This is a genomic window from Thalassotalea atypica (genome assembly GCF_030295975.1).
GTDB lineage: Bacteria > Pseudomonadota > Gammaproteobacteria > Enterobacterales > Alteromonadaceae > Thalassotalea_F > Thalassotalea_F atypica.
Map to the genome: position 1 here is coordinate 4,079,424 of NZ_AP027364.1, position 16,370 is coordinate 4,095,793.

General features: G+C 40.9%; 18 protein-coding genes. 11 read left to right on the forward strand and 7 right to left on the reverse strand.

Going from position 1 to position 16,370, the window contains the following annotated elements:
* Positions 1 to 33: 33 nt before the first annotated feature.
* The 4 genes from asd to QUE03_RS18340 all read left to right on the forward strand — a co-directional run bounded on the left by asd (position 34) and on the right by QUE03_RS18340 (position 4,226).
* Positions 34 to 900, forward strand: a complete 867-nt coding sequence (asd, locus tag QUE03_RS18325; protein ID WP_491136833.1) for an archaetidylserine decarboxylase — start codon at positions 34 to 36, stop codon at positions 898 to 900.
* A gap of 9 nt (positions 901 to 909) precedes the next feature.
* A complete protein-coding gene (locus QUE03_RS18330) occupies positions 910 to 1,632 on the forward strand; it encodes a glycerophosphodiester phosphodiesterase (protein ID WP_286263415.1) in 723 nt (240 codons plus the stop codon).
* Between the two features lie 200 nt (positions 1,633 to 1,832).
* On the forward strand, positions 1,833 to 2,213 hold the full coding sequence (locus tag QUE03_RS18335) for a BlaI/MecI/CopY family transcriptional regulator (protein WP_286263416.1): 381 nt from the start codon (positions 1,833 to 1,835) through the stop codon (positions 2,211 to 2,213).
* Between the two features lie 18 nt (positions 2,214 to 2,231).
* Entirely contained in the window at positions 2,232 to 4,226 is a 1,995-nt protein-coding gene (locus tag QUE03_RS18340; protein ID WP_286263417.1) for a M56 family metallopeptidase, read from the forward strand.
* Here QUE03_RS18340 and QUE03_RS18345 read toward each other — a convergent pair.
* Positions 4,223 to 4,711 carry a Spy/CpxP family protein refolding chaperone gene (locus QUE03_RS18345; RefSeq protein ID WP_286263418.1) on the reverse strand — a complete coding sequence of 163 codons (489 nt, stop codon included), beginning with the start codon at positions 4,709 to 4,711 and terminating at the stop codon, positions 4,223 to 4,225. The two genes, QUE03_RS18340 and QUE03_RS18345, sit on opposite strands and share 4 nt — an antisense overlap.
* Before the next feature lie 168 nt (positions 4,712 to 4,879).
* Here QUE03_RS18345 and QUE03_RS18350 point away from each other — a divergent pair, with 168 nt between their 5' ends.
* Genes QUE03_RS18350 through QUE03_RS18360 form a run of 3 tightly spaced genes read left to right on the forward strand, consistent with a single transcriptional unit; the run spans position 4,880 to position 8,084 of the window.
* Positions 4,880 to 5,578 (forward strand): response regulator transcription factor, encoded by a 699-nt coding sequence (locus tag QUE03_RS18350; protein ID WP_286263419.1) that lies wholly within the window; start codon positions 4,880 to 4,882, stop codon positions 5,576 to 5,578.
* Positions 5,578 to 6,972 carry an ATP-binding protein gene (locus QUE03_RS18355; RefSeq protein WP_286263420.1) on the forward strand — a complete coding sequence of 465 codons (1,395 nt, stop codon included), beginning with the start codon at positions 5,578 to 5,580 and terminating at the stop codon, positions 6,970 to 6,972. The genes QUE03_RS18350 and QUE03_RS18355 overlap by 1 nt, the downstream gene beginning before the upstream one ends.
* A gap of 38 nt (positions 6,973 to 7,010) precedes the next feature.
* Positions 7,011 to 8,084 carry an alpha/beta fold hydrolase gene (locus tag QUE03_RS18360; RefSeq protein ID WP_286263422.1) on the forward strand — a complete coding sequence of 358 codons (1,074 nt, stop codon included), beginning with the start codon at positions 7,011 to 7,013 and terminating at the stop codon, positions 8,082 to 8,084.
* Positions 8,085 to 8,095: 11 nt separating this feature from the next.
* On the opposite strand, the gene QUE03_RS18365 is transcribed toward QUE03_RS18360, so the two are convergent.
* Positions 8,096 to 9,001: a cation diffusion facilitator family transporter gene (locus tag QUE03_RS18365; RefSeq protein ID WP_286263424.1), complete on the reverse strand. Its 906-nt coding sequence runs from the start codon at positions 8,999 to 9,001 to the stop codon at positions 8,096 to 8,098.
* A gap of 118 nt (positions 9,002 to 9,119) precedes the next feature.
* Between QUE03_RS18365 and trmL the strand changes: the two genes are divergently transcribed.
* A complete protein-coding gene (gene trmL, locus QUE03_RS18370; protein WP_286267916.1) occupies positions 9,120 to 9,584 on the forward strand; it encodes a tRNA (uridine(34)/cytosine(34)/5-carboxymethylaminomethyluridine(34)-2'-O)-methyltransferase TrmL in 465 nt (154 codons plus the stop codon).
* Between the two features lie 41 nt (positions 9,585 to 9,625).
* Here trmL and gpsA read toward each other — a convergent pair whose 3' ends face one another.
* The 4 genes from gpsA to QUE03_RS18390 are packed head-to-tail and all read right to left on the reverse strand — an operon-like array spanning position 9,626 to position 11,873.
* Positions 9,626 to 10,633, reverse strand: coding sequence for an NAD(P)H-dependent glycerol-3-phosphate dehydrogenase (gene gpsA, locus QUE03_RS18375; protein WP_286263425.1), 1,008 nt, complete (start codon positions 10,631 to 10,633; stop codon positions 9,626 to 9,628).
* 5 nt (positions 10,634 to 10,638) lie between these two features.
* Complete coding sequence (secB, locus tag QUE03_RS18380; RefSeq protein ID WP_286263426.1) at positions 10,639 to 11,133, reverse strand: protein-export chaperone SecB; 495 nt, start codon at positions 11,131 to 11,133, stop codon at positions 10,639 to 10,641.
* A 37-nt stretch (positions 11,134 to 11,170) separates the two neighbouring features.
* Positions 11,171 to 11,434 (reverse strand): glutaredoxin 3, encoded by a 264-nt coding sequence (gene grxC / locus QUE03_RS18385; RefSeq protein ID WP_286263427.1) that lies wholly within the window; start codon positions 11,432 to 11,434, stop codon positions 11,171 to 11,173.
* Positions 11,435 to 11,444: 10 nt separating this feature from the next.
* Positions 11,445 to 11,873 (reverse strand): rhodanese-like domain-containing protein, encoded by a 429-nt coding sequence (locus QUE03_RS18390; RefSeq protein WP_286263428.1) that lies wholly within the window; start codon positions 11,871 to 11,873, stop codon positions 11,445 to 11,447.
* A gap of 168 nt (positions 11,874 to 12,041) precedes the next feature.
* On the opposite strand from QUE03_RS18390, the gene gpmI reads away from it, so the two are divergent.
* The 3 genes from gpmI (at position 12,042) to QUE03_RS18405 (ending at position 15,572) form a co-directional block, all read left to right on the forward strand.
* Positions 12,042 to 13,583, forward strand: coding sequence for a 2,3-bisphosphoglycerate-independent phosphoglycerate mutase (gene gpmI, locus QUE03_RS18395; protein ID WP_286263429.1), 1,542 nt, complete (start codon positions 12,042 to 12,044; stop codon positions 13,581 to 13,583).
* An 18-nt stretch (positions 13,584 to 13,601) separates the two neighbouring features.
* On the forward strand, positions 13,602 to 14,735 hold the full coding sequence (locus tag QUE03_RS18400) for a murein hydrolase activator EnvC family protein (RefSeq protein ID WP_286263430.1): 1,134 nt from the start codon (positions 13,602 to 13,604) through the stop codon (positions 14,733 to 14,735).
* Between the two features lie 87 nt (positions 14,736 to 14,822).
* Positions 14,823 to 15,572, forward strand: a complete 750-nt coding sequence (locus tag QUE03_RS18405) for a divergent polysaccharide deacetylase family protein (protein WP_286263431.1) — start codon at positions 14,823 to 14,825, stop codon at positions 15,570 to 15,572.
* Between the two features lie 18 nt (positions 15,573 to 15,590).
* On the opposite strand, the gene QUE03_RS18410 is transcribed toward QUE03_RS18405, so the two are convergent.
* On the reverse strand, positions 15,591 to 16,358 hold the full coding sequence (locus tag QUE03_RS18410) for a S1C family serine protease (RefSeq protein WP_286263432.1): 768 nt from the start codon (positions 16,356 to 16,358) through the stop codon (positions 15,591 to 15,593).
* Positions 16,359 to 16,370 lie beyond the last annotated feature (12 nt).

Consider the following 16,370-nt stretch of genomic DNA (forward strand, 5'->3'; position numbering starts at 1 on the left):
ACACCCTATTATTGAATGATTTAAGGAAAATTCGTGTTACTTGATAAATTAAAAATTACCTTACAGTACATTATGCCTAAACATGCCCTGTCACGTTTAGTAGGTAAATTTGCCGCAGCAGAGGCTGGATGGTTCACCACCCAAGCCATATCTTGGTTTATCAAGGCTTATGACATTAACATGGATGAAGCGAAGTTGAAGAAAGCCACTGATTTCAATACGTTCAATGATTTTTTCACTCGAGAATTAGAAGATGGGGCTCGCACCATTAATAATAATGAGATGACGCTTTGTTATCCGGTAGATGGAAAAATTAGCCAGCAAGGTGATATCGAAGCAGGCAAGCTGATTCAAGCAAAAGGTTTTGATTACAGTTTAACCACGTTACTCGGCGGTGATGAGCAGACTGCGAAGCCATTTGAAGACGGTAAGTTTTCCTGCATTTACCTAGCCCCTAAAGATTATCATCGTATTCATATGCCTATAACCGGCACGTTGCGTGAAATGATCTATGTTCCTGGCGATTTGTTTTCTGTTAACCCGTTGACGGCAAACAATGTGCCTAATTTATTCGCCCGTAATGAAAGAGTAGTGACTATATTTGATACGGCTAACGGCCCAATGGCAATGGTACTTGTAGGAGCGACAATAGTGGCAAGCATCGAAACAGTTTGGGCAGGTACTATCACTCCACCTGCCGGTAAAGATGTTTTCCGCTGGCATTACCCTGCATCGGGTATTGATGCCATTACCTTGCAAAAAGGTGACGAAATGGGCCGATTTAAACTAGGCTCAACGGTAGTAACTACGTTTGCGAAAAATATGGTTGAGTTTAATGAAACAGCTGGACCGGAAACAGTTACGCGCCTAGGTAAACATTATGCGGATATCAAAGCTTAAGTTTATCGTATGTTGATCATTGCACATCGCGGCGCGAGTGGTGAATATCCTGAAAATACCCTACTTGCGTTTGAACAAGCTATTGAACAAGGTGCTGATGGCGTCGAGCTCGACGTTCAGCATCACCCAAGCGGCGAGCTGTTGCTGATTCATGATCGTTACGTGAATACAAATCATGGTGAAGTAAAGCACTATAGCGAGCTCTCCAGCGAACAAATCAAAAAACTCTCGCTGCCTGAAAAACAGTCAGTTGTTACTCTTAAACAAGCGCTAACCTGTATTGCCGGAAGATGTTTGGTGAACATTGAACTCAAATGTATGAGTGATAATGAAGTAGAAATAACCTCGCTCCTTGAACACATAAGGAAAGTTATCGGCCAAGCGGTTAATAACTCAGGCTTTTCAAATCAGCAATTTATCATTTCTTCTTTCAATCATTCCTTACTAAAGCACTGTGAAGAAATAATTCCTGAAGTAAGTAAAGCAGCACTCATCGCTTGCAATCCTCTTAATGTTAAAAGCTTGACCGACGAGCTTTCGCTCGTAGCTATCAACCCTTCAATTGATTGTCTTAATCACAGTTTTGTAAAACGTGTTCATCAGCTAGATATGCAAGTATGGGTTTATACTGTAGATCACACCTTAGATATTGAAAAATGTCGTGAATTAGGTGTTGACGCAATTTTTACGAATTATCCCCGCAAAACCCGCAATTATTTATCAGCAATTTAACCATAGAATGATTGCGTAGCACTCAAATTTAAGTGACACTGGAAAATAGAATACAAAAACATTTGCTCATTTTATATCCAGAGTATACGATTAAGTTCGTATGTGACATTTTTGTAACACTAAATTTTTGCTTATTTGATCGAAAAATGGATGTTCACAACTCCATAAAAATAAGTATTTACGTATAAAGGAAGTATTAAATGGCTAGAGACAACTCAAGCGTTAAGCCGACGGAAGCCGAATTAACATTGCTCAACATATTGTGGCAAATTGGCCCTGCTACTGTCAGACAAGTACATGAAACTGTCAGTAAAAATCAAAGAACGGGCTATACTACGGTATTGAAGATATTGCAGATCATGCATGAAAAATCATTGGTCATTCGCGATGAAAGCAACCGCGCTCATGTATATGCGGCAGCAAACAGCGAAATGCAAACTCAGTCTTCATTGATTAAAGATCTCATCAGTAAAGCATTTGGTGGGTCAACGTCTAAACTAGTGATGCGCGCAATCGATGACACTACTAGTCAAAAAGACATTGATGATATTCGTCAATTATTGAACAGTTTAGAAAAGTAAAAAGGTATAGCAATACAAATGCTGGAACACTTAACAAGTAATCCAATTTTAAGCGCCTTAGCACTCACTTTATTCCACTTCATGTGGCAAGGTGTATTGATCGCTGGTGTTTTAAAATTAATGCTTGTCATTGTATCTAAGCAAAAGTCGTTGATTCGGTATAGCTTGTCTTGTCTTGCAATGAGTGCCAATTTAGTTGTCCCTCTCATTACTTTTTTTTGGTGCTACCAATTATATTCTTTGGATTCCAATTCAATTAACTCCGCCTATGCCATAACGCCTACTGCGCTGTTAAGTGAAGGTGTATCCTCCGGCGTGAATTTAACTTGGTACACAAAGTTAACCCCATATTTACCCTATGTATCAATTACTTGGTTTGTCTGTGTTGCTTGCCTCACTCTTAAGCTATTGTTAGAGCTGCATTCAGTTACTCGATTGCCATATCAACAATCAATACCAGCCAGTAAAGAGCTTCAAGCAAAATTTTCTTCTTTAGTTAAACAGTTGGAATTAAAGCAATCACCAAAATTAATCGTGTCGTTAAAGGTTGATATTCCAATGGCTATAGGCTGGTTGAAACCAGTCGTTTTATTGCCAGCGAATATGCTGGGCGGGTTATCCCCTACTCAGTTAGAAATGTTGCTACTGCACGAATTGGCACATATCCGTCGTCACGATTACATTGTTAATTTCTTGCAAACTTTAGTCGAAATTTTGCTGTTCTTTCATCCAGCGGTGATGTGGGTATCTAAGCAAATGCGACAAGAACGCGAGTACTGCAGTGATGATATAGCCGTTGCACACTGTGGCAATGCAGTTGCCTATGCACATACACTTGCTGACACTGCCTCATTATGTAAAAAGCATCGTCATGCCACTATCCCAACCATGGCCATGGCCGCATCAGGAGGCGACTTAAAACAGCGAGTTATTCGTTTAGTTGATCATCAGTGCAGCAATAATAATGATGCTGGACGTTGGTTTGCCGGCGCTATATTAGGTTTATCACTAGTGCTTATGATGAGTAAGCAATTTTTGTCAATTCCCCAGCTTAATGTGGCCGTAGGTGAGCTAAGTTTATTTAATTTTTACAACAAAGCGGCTAAGTCAGCATTCAATGAAGAATCCTCACATAAACCTGAACCATTAGTCGAAACAACCATAGCGAAACAATTAATTGCTAAGCAATACAATGAACAGAAAATCGTCGTATCACCAAATAGTTTTTTACAAACCAAAGCTGATGTTCATGTGCCTAAATTGGTTAAACTTGAAACCGCTACGATATTTGAGAAACGTCAAGAGCAATTAAGTGAAGTAGTACAGACAATCAATACCGCTGAGGGTAGTGAACAGAAGATTCCTCTTGAACTCGCGCCCCAACAATCGGTTGTAGCACAAAAGCTCAATGTTAAAACCGCAGACCAACAATCTTTTACATCAACAGTGTCGAAAGATCTTACGAAAGCGACAGCTTCTGATACAAGTTTTGAAACAAACTTTGCCGTAGAGAATAGCGCCAAAACAGATAACCCTTACGCTCATGATATAGCTGAACTAGCGGCTGGGTTAGATGAACCTAAAGCAAACATTGCACTAAAAGCCACCAAGAAAGACACTATTTTTGAAAAAGAAACGGATAGTTCAATCAGTTTTACCGCATCTGATAACAATGAACTTTTAACTAAACCCTTTGAAATTAGGCTGAATAAAACGCAAAAGTCACCGGTTAATTTGCCCGTTAAATATAGCGCTGAATTGATCAGTGCTTCCGAGCCACGTTACCCATCAATAGCGAAACGTAAAGGGATTGAATTAGATGTGTTGGTTAATTTTACCATCGGTAAAGACGGACGCATTCGTAATATTGAATTTAAACACCAAAATAAAATCAGCTACTTTAAAAGTGCCATTATTTCTGCGATGAATAAATGGACTTTTCTACCGGCTCAAATGGATGGGCAGCCAGTAGAAAGTCAAATGTCCAAAATATTTTCATTTAATTTGTCTTAGAATTTTCCTTTTCTTTTTTCCTGTCTTTTCGCTTTAAAATCGTCCCATTTGGCCTGCTGTTCAGGAGTTAATACATGATATATTGCATGTTTAACTTTGGCTTTATGCAATGCCATTGAGGCGAATTCATCTTGATATTGCGCATACATTTCATTAAACGTTTGTTCATCGAAAATTGTGTTGTTTTTCAGAGATGCTGCTGACTCAAAAAAAGGCTTAATATTTAATTTTATCGCTGCACCATCGACTTTTGCCTGTTCACGAATAATTTTGATTTGCGTCACTTGATCTTCATTAAGCTTCAAATACTTCACCATTTTTTTGAATACTTTTCGGTCCATTCTGTGATGTTTTTGATGAAAAGAGGAAGGTTCAATTGACGGAGATATCTCTTCCGCCAATACGGTTGTAGGCGTGTTAATTACTGCACAAAGCAGTGCAGAAAGAATTATTTTTTGACTATTTATGGTATTTTTAAACGTCATGTTGTTTCCTTAAATAAGTGTGTTTAATTAGTTTTGATTTATTGAAACAAAGTATAGATAGGTCAACGCAAAGAAACGCAAAGGGTGTGTAAATGTGTGTAAAGATATATCTGACTGGCATGTAATTCATTTATATTATCAACCCTAGGTTGTGAAAGGAAAATTCTCATGAGCACAAAGCGCATACTATTAATTGACGATGATATCGAGCTCGCCCAATTGCTGTCTGACTATTTGGGGCAAGAAGGCTATGCTGTTGAGTGCTGTCATGACGGCTTGACTGGATTAACTAAATCTTATGATGACGGCCTTGATCTAATATTACTCGACGTGATGATGCCAAATCTATCTGGCTTTGAAGTGTTAAAAGCACTTGGAGGTTCACATAAAACACCTATTTTGATGTTGACCGCCAAAGGTGACGACGCCGATAGAATATTAGGGCTTGAATTAGGCGCCGATGATTATTTAGCAAAGCCGTTTCATCACCGGGAATTATTGGCTCGTATAAAAGCTATTTTTCGCCGTATAGAAATCGTCACTCAACAAAAAGCTCCACAGCAAAAATTGGCCGTTAACGGTGTCGTATTAGACCACGGAAAACGCGAAGTTTTTTGCCATGAACAACCGGTTGAATTGACGGGTACCGAATATGAAATGCTGCATTGTTTGATGGAGCAGCATGGCACTATCGTCAGTAAAGACGCTTTATCCGAACAAGTGTTAGGCCGTAAACTCAGTCCTTTTGACCGCAGCATAGACATGCATGTAAGTAATATCAGACGAAAAATTTCCCAGTTTGATGAGCAAGACAAAATCAAGACGATACGTGGTTCAGGCTACTTGTTCCTCACTGGAGACAGCTAGTGTTCGAGAAAATATTGCCCGTTATTGCCTCAATAAAAGTTAAGTTGTTTTTATGGTTTTGGCTGATCACTATCAGTTCAATTGTAATCACCCGATTTATATTAATACAGCTCAGTGAAGAAATGATCACCATGCCGATTCACGATCATGATCTGCGGCAATTGAATGCACTGGCGAATATGCTCCAGCGTATAGAGCCAAATTCAATAGAAGATTTAGTTGAAACACTGCAAAAACGAAAAAGGCATTCCTTTAAACGCGAATTGTGGATTAAGGATTTAAACTCTAACCAACTTTGGTCAACAAGAAATAAGCCCAATGTTGAAATTCAGCACTTTATCCAGACCAACGAATTGACAGAGCAAAACACCTGGCAGTTTCCACATTTCAAAATTGTTGGGCCACTTGAAACTTCCATCAGTGAAACCTCTGTACAACTCTACTTTTCGCAGCACAGTAAAACTCCGAAGCACTTGTCCTTGGCATTTCGCCATTTACCAATTTGGCAAAAAGTAGCCATTCCGCTGGTCATCAGCATGATATTTTGCTGGCTACTTGCACGATCACTTTCACGTCCCATGTCAAATATTGCGAAAGTCGCTCATACCTTAGGAGAAGGAGACTTTAGTGTTCGCCTACAAAAAGAAGAAGAACGTAATGATGAGTTAGGGCACCTAGCCAAAAGTTTCAATGTTATGGCAGATAAAATAGAGCAAAGTATGACCGCTCAACAGCGCTTATTAGGAGACGTATCTCACGAATTACGTTCGCCACTGACAAGGCTGCAAATGGCATTAGGGTTAATTCAAAATAACGAAAATAATTCTGATGCACGTGCAAGCTATCTGGCTCGCTGTGAACTGGAAGTCACTCGATTGGATAGCATGATTGGTGATGTACTTGCCTTGTCTCGTCTAGAAAACACATTACAAAGTGCTCACACTGAGCCCTGCAATATAACTCAATTGATCTCTGTCTTGGTCGATGATGCTACCTTTGTTGCCAATGAGAAAGAGGTCACAATAGCTTACCATTGTCCGCTAGACATTATGCTTAATGTTGATAGCCAACTAATTGCGAGCGCTATTGGGAATGTGATTAATAATGCCGTCAAATACACGCCAAATGGTTCTACCGTAGACATCGATATTTCCCAAGTAAATGGCTTAGTTAAAGTGATTATCAGTGACAACGGTATGGGCGTACCTGAAGCCGCTTTGGCGCAATTATTCGATCCTTTTTACCGCGTTGCAGAAGCAAGAGATCGTAGCTCTGGCGGCACTGGTTTAGGGCTAGCAATAGCCAAGCAGGCGGTCATGCTTCACCAAGGAAAAATCAGTGCAAAAAATAAACATGACGGCGGCTTACAAATTACCGTAGAATTACCTCAATAAAAATAAAAGCAATTAATACAACTAGGATGTTGATTCGCATGATCAAATCAAAACCGATTATCAAGCATTTACTCGCGTTGCTACCTCTATTAGGAATCTCATTTATGTCTCTTGCACAGTCATACAGTTCAGAGCTTGATCTTAAAATACGCGTAGAGACATCAATCAGCGACTTCTGGTTCACAGGTCACTTTGACTCATTTCAAGGAGTAGATGATACGCGTGTAAACTATGCAAGCTTTTCAGATGCCAATCATCAGCGCTGTATTGTAGTGGTGCCAGGCCGATCAGAGGGCTATTTAAAGTACAAAGAATTAAGCCATGAATTGTTTGAACAAGGATATGACGTACATATAATCGACCACCGTGGTCAAGGCATATCCGAGCGACTCACCAAAAACCCTCATAAAGGTTATGTGAAAACATTCGACGACTACAGTACAGATTTAGCGAAGTTTATTAATACGATTATTGAACCTCGCTGTGACAAGATCTATTTGTTGGCTCATTCAATGGGCGGCGCGATTGCGACACGTTACATGCAGCAACATGAATCAAAAATACAAGCATCTGTACTGGCTTCGCCAATGATAGCAATCAATGGCGGGGGTATACCATCGTGGCTGGCAAGTTTTCTGATCAAGGCGGGTGACAAATTAAATAGCTTATTCTCTGATCAACCATGGTATTTTTTAGGCCAGAGCGATCACACTACCACTGCTTTTGAGGACAACAAACTCAGTCAGTCAGCTAACCGATATCAGGTGTTTTCAGAGCTTTATACGCAAACACCGTCATTGCAACTAGGCGGCGTTACCTTTCACTGGCTCGCGCAAGCCATAGAGGCCAATGTGAATATTTTTAACGAGATTGAAAAGCTTAAAATACCAACTTTAGTGCTTCAAGCGGGCAACGACACAGTTGTCGACAATGATGCACAAAATGAGTTTTGTCAGGCATTGCATGCTGCTATGCCTGAGTCATGTCCCCATGGTACACCAACGGTTATTCCGGGCGCGTTACATGAGCTATTTTTTGAACAAGATCAATATCGAGATCAAGCGATGTCTGCAGTTTTAAAGTGGTTTAAACAACACAACAATAGCTATTGATTCTCTCATGATTACTCAAGTTCTAACGTTCGATTTTTAACAACAGAACTAGGGTCATGATGTATGAGTACTTCACAAGACGTGTACAGTGCCGCGATTTCCTGCTCTATACTCTCACCAATATTATGCGCTACTAGCAAAGTCAGCTCACCGTCTAATTCCAGATGGAATTGGATAAACGTCATAGGACCAGACTGGCGTGTTTTGAGATCATGTATGCCAATAGCTTGTGGATGAGCAAAAACAATATCTTTTATTTTTCTAATGTCCTCCTCATCTAACTCCTGATCCATCAACTGCGTGAAGCTCTGCTTGGCAATAGAGATTGCGCTTATTAGTAAATAGCCACCAATGATCAAGGTAAACAAACCATCAGCCAATGGCCACAACTTTTGACTAAGCACGAGCGCAACTAAAACCGCCACATTCAGTAGTAAGTCTGATTTGTAGTGCAACATATCGGCGCTAATAGCTAATGAACCAGTACGTTTCACGACATATTGCTGAAATAATACTAACAGCAACGTCAGCACAACAGTCGCTATGGTGACATTAATGGCTAAGCTGGTCTGCGTCAGTTTGACCGGGTTTATGAGCCGGTCTGCTCCATTTAACATCAGCAAAATAGCGGAGCCAGTAATGAAGGCTGCTTGGAACAAACTACCTAAGCTTTCTGCTTTGCCATGACCAAAACGATGATCTTGATCAGGCGGCGATAGTGCAATTTTTAAAATAAACAGGTTCATTAACGAAGCAAATAAATCCAGCAGCGAGTCGGTTGCCGTTGCCAGCATGACGCTGGCTTCTGAATCAAACCAAGCAAAAATTTTCATGATCAGTAGCAACACGGCGACAGTGACAGAGGTTCTTGCCGCAAACTTTACCCAATACTCATATCCATTTGATTTTGTGCTCATCTTCTTCCTACTACACGATATTTAATTGGAAATTATAACCACCTTTAATTGGCAATTAGTTTTCTCGGATCAACATTAAAGAGTATAATTGAATAAAATTAGATTAATGAATTGCTATATGCTTGATATTGTACTGTTTCAACCTGAAATTCCACCAAACACAGGTAATATAATTAGGCTTTGTGCCAACACGGGCTTTCGACTACACCTGATTGAGCCGCTAGGCTTTTCCATTGAAGACAAGCGCTTAAGACGTGCAGGGTTAGACTATCACGAATTTGCCAACTTAAAACGACACAAGAATTTCAGTGCGTTTAAAGAGAGTGAACAGCCTAAACGTATTTTGGCGGTAACCACAAAATCTAGCAATTTTCATCATCACGTTGAATTTCAGTCAGGTGACTACCTGTTATTTGGCTCTGAAACAAAAGGGTTGCCAGAAGAAGTGCGTCAACAAATACCTGATCAGGACAAGATTAGAATACCTATGGTTCAAGACAGTCGCAGTATGAATTTATCTAACTCAGCCGCAGTAATTATTTTTGAAGCATGGCGACAAATGGGATTTGAACACGGCGTTTAACTTTAGAAAAACGCCGTGTTTATTGATGCTACAGTATACAGCTATTCAGACTTAGGTGTACGTGCCAGTAAATCATATGCCGCTAACTTAGCGGCTTTACCGCAATACAACACTTGATAAACCTGTTCAACGATCGGCATTTCAACACCCAAACGCTGCGCAAGCATGTGTACTTCTTTGGTATTACGATAACCTTCGACCACTTGACCAATTTCACTCATGGCATGCTCTACTGAATCACCTTTCCCCAATGCCAAACCGAAGCGTCGGTTACGGGATTGATTATCAGTGCAGGTCAACACTAAATCGCCTAAGCCCGCCATACCCATAAACGTGGCGGGATCTGCTTTCAATGCAACGCCTAATCGCGTCATTTCAGCTAAACCTCGGGTAATCAATGCGGTTCTAGCGTTCGCCCCAAAGCCAATACCATCGGCCATGCCCGCGCCAATAGCGATAGCGTTTTTAACGGCGCCACCGAGTTGAATGCCAATAAAGTCACTATTACGATACACTCGGAAGGTCTTGTCACAATGTAACAGCGCTGAAAGCTCATTAACAAAATCATCATCTGTTGACGACATAGAAATTGCCGTCGGCAAGCCTGCTGCCATCTCTTTAGCAAAAGTAGGGCCAGATAACACAGCTAAAGATATCTGTTCACCTAGAATCTCCTTGGCCACTTCTTGCAGTATTTGACCAGAGTTTGGATCTAATCCCTTGGTTGCCCAAGCAACTTTCGAATTTTGACGCAAATGGGGTTTTATCTGGCTTAACATGTCGCCAAAAACATGGCTAGGAACAACGATCAAAATGATGTCGCTTGCATCTAATGCTGAGGACAAGTCGGATTCTAAGTGTAAACTTTCAGGAAACTTACTGCCCGGTAGGTACCTTTCATTGCTGCGTGTTGAAGCCATTTCTTGTACATGCTCAGGGTTTCGTCCCCAAAGCATCGTCTGATGACCGTTTCGAGCAAAACAAATAGCAAGGGCAGAGCCATACGACCCTGCCCCTATTACTGTAATCTTAGCGCGTTGTTGCGACATAAAGTTTAGTGTTTTTCTGAACTAGCCGCTGCAGCTTCTTCTTGTGCTTGACGCTGCTGAAGGTAGCTAGTGAACAAAGCATCAAAATTTACTGGTGCAAGGTTAAGCTGTGGGAATGAACCGTGATTAACTAAGCCAGAAATGGTTTCACGAGCATATGGGAACAAAGTATTTGGACAGAATGCACCAATCATGTGAGCAATTTGACCTTCAGGCATATTACCGATAGTGAAAATACCCGCCTGTTGAACTTCTGCTAAAAATGCTGTTTGCTCTTCAACCAAAGCTGTTACTGTTACTGATAGAATGACTTCATAAGTATCGTTCGCTAGTCTGTTTGAACGCGTATCAATGTCAAGCTTGATTTCTGGTTGCCATTCTTTTTGAAAGATAGCAGGAGAATTAGGAGTTTCAAACGACACATCTTTCGTGTAAATACGTTGAATTGCAAATTGTGGTTCTTGTGCGTTCTCGCCGCCTGCTTGTACTTCATCAGCCATGTGAATATTTCCTGTTATATAATTTCGATTACAGTGTTTACTGTATATTTAATAAGGTGTTTAGCTTACCCTGTGATTCCAAGGCGTAGATATCATCACAACCACCCACATGTACATCATCTATGAAAATTTGCGGGACCGTGAAGCCACCTTGTGCGCGTTCAATCATTTCAGCTCTAAGTTCAGCATTCATGTCGATCTTTATTTCATTGAATTCAACTTGTTTTTTAGCAAGTAACGCTTTAGCGTGCATGCAATAAGGGCAAGTCATTTTGGTGTAAATATCTACTTTAGCTGTCAAAACAATCTCTTTATTTCTTAGCAACCGGTAAGCCTGCGCCTACCCATGCATTCATCCCGCCTTTAAGCAAATTTGTATTTGCAAATCCGGCCTTTAACAACTGGTTAGCCACTTTCGACGCGGTCATTCCTGCTGCACATACCACAATGATGGGTTTATCTTTATATTTTTCAAGGCTAGTAAAGTCATTTTTATTGGCTTTTTCCATTGAAAAATTAACCGCTTCTAAAATATGGCTACTTTTAAACTCTTTTGCCGCACGAATATCAACAACCACACCTTCTTCTCGGTTAACCAAGAATGTTAATTCTTGAGGACTAAGCTGCTTAATCGGTGACATTTTGATTAGGATTGTGACAACAATCAGCGCAACGAAAATTCCGACCCACGCTAAGCTAAGTAACGGATGGTTACTAGCCAATACCATCAATTGTTCCATAAAAATTTACCATTCTTTTAATTGTTGAATAAAACGCGCCCAGTATACAGATTAATGCGCTAAACCCAAACTGAATAATCTAAGAAATAACCATGGAGTTAGTGAATAAGTTGACCAAATCTGTAAAATATTGTCAGCTTTCAGATCAACTACAAACAGGATACACAGATGCCAAACAAGAAGTCGATGGTTCTTATCATATTAGATGGGTGGGGATACAGTGAAAATAAAGACTCGAATGCTATTTTTCATGCCAATACACCAACCCTCGACAAACTCAAGGCTGAATATCCAAATATGCTGATTAATACTTCAGGTATGGCGGTTGGTTTGCCGGACGGACAGATGGGAAATTCCGAAGTAGGCCACGTTAATTTAGGCGCAGGCCGGGTGGTCTATCAAGACTTCACCCGTATCACTAAAGCGATTGAAGACGGTGAGTTCAATCAAAATGCGACATTAACAGGCGCTATTGACGGTGCCGTTGCACATGATAAAGCCGTGCATATATTCGGGCTTCTGTCTCCGGGCGGCGTACACAGCCACGAAGATCACATTTTTGCCATGATGGATCTTGCCAAAACTCGGGGCGCGACAAAAATATACCTTCATGCCTTTCTAGACGGTCGTGATACACCACCACGAAGTGCACATGCCTCTCTTCAAAAAGCGCAAAACAAGTTTGCTGAAATTGGCTGTGGTCAAGTGGCTTCTATTATCGGCCGATATTTTGCAATGGATCGAGATCAGCGCTGGGATCGCGTTGAAACAGCTTACAATTTGATGGTTAGTGGTACAGCAGCATTTGAATTTAACGACGCTACTTCCGCCTTAGACGCCGCATATGAGCGAGACGAGAATGACGAGTTTGTACAAGCCAGTGCCATTGTTAATGCGCAAGGAGAAACCATCAAAGTGAACGATGGTGATGCCATGATTTTCATGAACTTTCGCGCTGACCGTGCCCGTCAGTTTTCCCGTTGTTTTACCGAACAGAACTTTGACGGCTTTAACCGTCAATCTATTCCCGCTATTTCCAATTTTGTTATGCTTACCGAATATGCAGCAGATATTGAAGCGCCAAGTGCCTTTCCTCCTGCTACGCTGAATAACGTATTAGGTGAATGGCTAGAAAAGCATCAGAAAACACAATTGCGTATATCTGAAACAGAAAAATACGCCCACGTTACCTTCTTCTTCAGTGGCGGTCGAGAAAACGAATTTCGCGGTGAAGATCGCGTACTTATACCCTCCCCCAAAGTAGCTACTTATGATCTGCAACCAGAGATGAATTCCACATTACTCACAGATAGACTCGTCAGTGCGATTGAAAGTGGCGAACATGATTTTATCGTGTGCAATTACCCTAATGGCGATATGGTTGGGCATACCGGTAGCTTTGATGCTGCCGTAAAAGCTTGTGAAGCCGTTGACCACTCTGTTTCACGCGTTATCGCAGCACTCGATGCAACGGGTGGAGAATGCTTAATAACCGCCGATCATGGTAATGCAGAACAAATGGTAGACCCTAATTCAGGGCAAGCTCATACTGCACATACCTGTGAGCCAGTACCGTTAATTTATTTTGGTCGTAGCGCAACACCTACTAAGTCTGGTACCTTAAGTGATATTGCACCAACGTTGTTGCACTTAATGGGGTTGGAACAACCCAAAGAAATGACCGGCTCTGTATTAATGGAGCTTAAATAATTAAAAATAAAAAAAATAATGATATTTTATAGACAAATCATCACGTTAAGCACATTAACCCTTTGTGGTTTATTGTGCTTTTCTTTACCTGTACTGGCTCAAGAGCAAACAAAGCAGCTCGATACGGTCAAGAAACAAATTGCTCAACAAAAATCTGAAATTGTCAAAGTAAACAAGAAAAGAGAAGCATTGAACAAGCAGTTAAAGCGTGATGATTATGCAATTGCTAAGGTTGCAAAAGCAATTAACAGTACCAATAAGGTGCGCAAGCAAACTCAAGTAAAGCTAGCTAAATTAGTTAAACAGCAAAGAATCCTTAATCTTGCTAAAGCTAAACAAGAAAAAGTATTAGCAATCCAGTTGCGCTCTTCTTATATTTCGGGCCAGCACGATTATATGAAGATGCTGTTAAATCAAGAAGAAACTTCTGACGTACAAAAAAACATAACCTACTACCAATACTTAAATAATGCTCGCTTAGTCGAAATAGACAAATTCCAAGAAACGTTAACCAAACTCGACGATATTGCTGTTGCCCATGAGCAACAAGTGCAGAAACTCACTTCACTACAAACCAAACAGCAAGAACAAAAAGCTGCGCTTGAGCAAAACAAGAAACGTCGAACAAAGACACTACAATCCCTTCAGAAAGAATTGCTCAGCACTCAACAACAACTCGCTAAACTCAAAGAAGAGGAAGCGAGCCTTAAACAAGCCTTGAGCCAACTTGCCTCGCTGAGCCAGAAAACCATTAATCTGGATGGTCTGTCTAAGCTAAGAGGCAAGTTGAAATGGCCGATAAAAGGCAGACTACGACACAGCTTTGGTTCAAGAAAACAAGGATACTTAAAATGGAAAGGTGTGTTGATTTCAGCACCGGTTGGGCGAGCCGTTAATACTATTCATGATGGTAAAGTATTATTTGCCGACTGGCTAAAAGGCTATGGCTTAGTTACCGTTGTTGATCATGGCAAAGGATACATGAGTCTTTATGGTCATAACCAAGCCTTACTTAAAAACGTTGGCGATAAAGTAAAAGCGGGTGAGCCTATAGCCTTGGCTGGGCAAAGTGGTGGTCAAAGTCAATCAGGCCTTTATTTTGAAGTCCGGTACCGCGGTAAGGCAGTTAACCCGAAAGCTTGGTGTAAATAGTACCAATTAATAATATATTTCTTCGGTTTGCCAAGCGAAGCTGGTAGCCTAACAAAATACACACAACAGCAGATATTTAACATAATTGTGCGCATCTTTATTCTTATTCTGACATTTAGCTTTGCATTTCACTCGTTCGCAAAACCAGTTCAAATTGCCATTGTTATCGACGACATTGGTTACCGCATCTCGGACAAGCACGCATTAACATTGCCTGAGCCAGTGACGTTGTCCTTTCTACCTCACACCCCGTTCGGTCAAAGTTTAGCCGAGGCTGCTCACAGACAAAATAAAGAAGTGTTGCTTCATATCCCAATGGAGTCCACGATTGGTAAAAAGCTTGGGCCCGGTGCCATTACCAGCGACATGAATGAGTCCAAAATAAGAGCTACCTTGGGGGCCTCTTTTGAAGAAATACCATTTGCTGTTGGCATTAACAATCACATGGGCAGTCATTTAACTACACTGTATGATCCAATGGCATGGACAATGGGCTACCTCAAGGATCACAATTTGCTGTTCTTAGATAGCGTCACTAGTGCTCAATCCAAAGGACAAAGTGTAGCCAGAGAATTTGGTGTCCCTGTGATGAGACGTCATGTTTTTTTGGATAACCAGTTAACAGTTGAGTATATCACTGGACAATTTAATCAGTTACTTGATAAAGCAAGACTAAACCAAAAAGCGATTGGCATTGCTCACCCTCACCCTGAGACGATTGAGATACTAAATACCTTGCTGCCAACATTGGCAAAGCACAATATAGAGTTGGTTAAACTGTCTTCGCTTTATCATGCTTCAAATATCGAACAGAGAATTGCCAAAAAAGCAGATTAGCAACAGGCAAATAAAGTCCTAAATCTCTACTTTTAATTTCTTTAGAAGCGCTCTCAAGTGAGTCACAGGAATAGCATAAGTAATACCACTCGGAGTTGAAATAGCAGCCTCTTTACTGCCTTGGACAAACACCTTGTTGATAATGCCGATCACCTCACCTGTTGACACACTGTACATAGCACTACCACTATTACCTGGGTAGGCTGTCGCGTCAAGCTGGTACACCATATAAGGATCTCGGATGCGTTTTAACATGGTTAAGGTCATTTGACGAGTATCGGTCACCGGAATCACCACAGGGGTGACACTTGCGATTATACCACGATGTGTTACCGGATAAAGTCCTAAAACCGCACCAATAGGGAAGCCTGTAAAACCTATAAGACTTCCTTCAGCTACATATTCATTTGAACCCAATTGCATTGTCGGTAATGGCGCACCTTCAATTTTTAGAATTGCAAGATCATGATAAGCCGATGAGCCTATCAGCTTTGCTTTGCGGGCTTTTGCTGTTTTTCCACTGCCTACAAAAACCACAAGCTCCTGCATCCGATCCTCATCTAGCTCCGCAGATACGACATGATGATTGGTCACAATATATAAGCCGTTAGCTATCGCAAAACCGGAGCCTTTTAGTGTATTTCTAGGCTGAGCCAATGGTGAAAACACGCCGATACCAACCACTGATGGTTTAACCTGCTTGACTATATCGACTAAGTCATGGGCATTACTCGACGCACTAATCATTATCGGTAAAAGCAAAGCCACGATGAATTTATTTAACATATTCAATCCTTT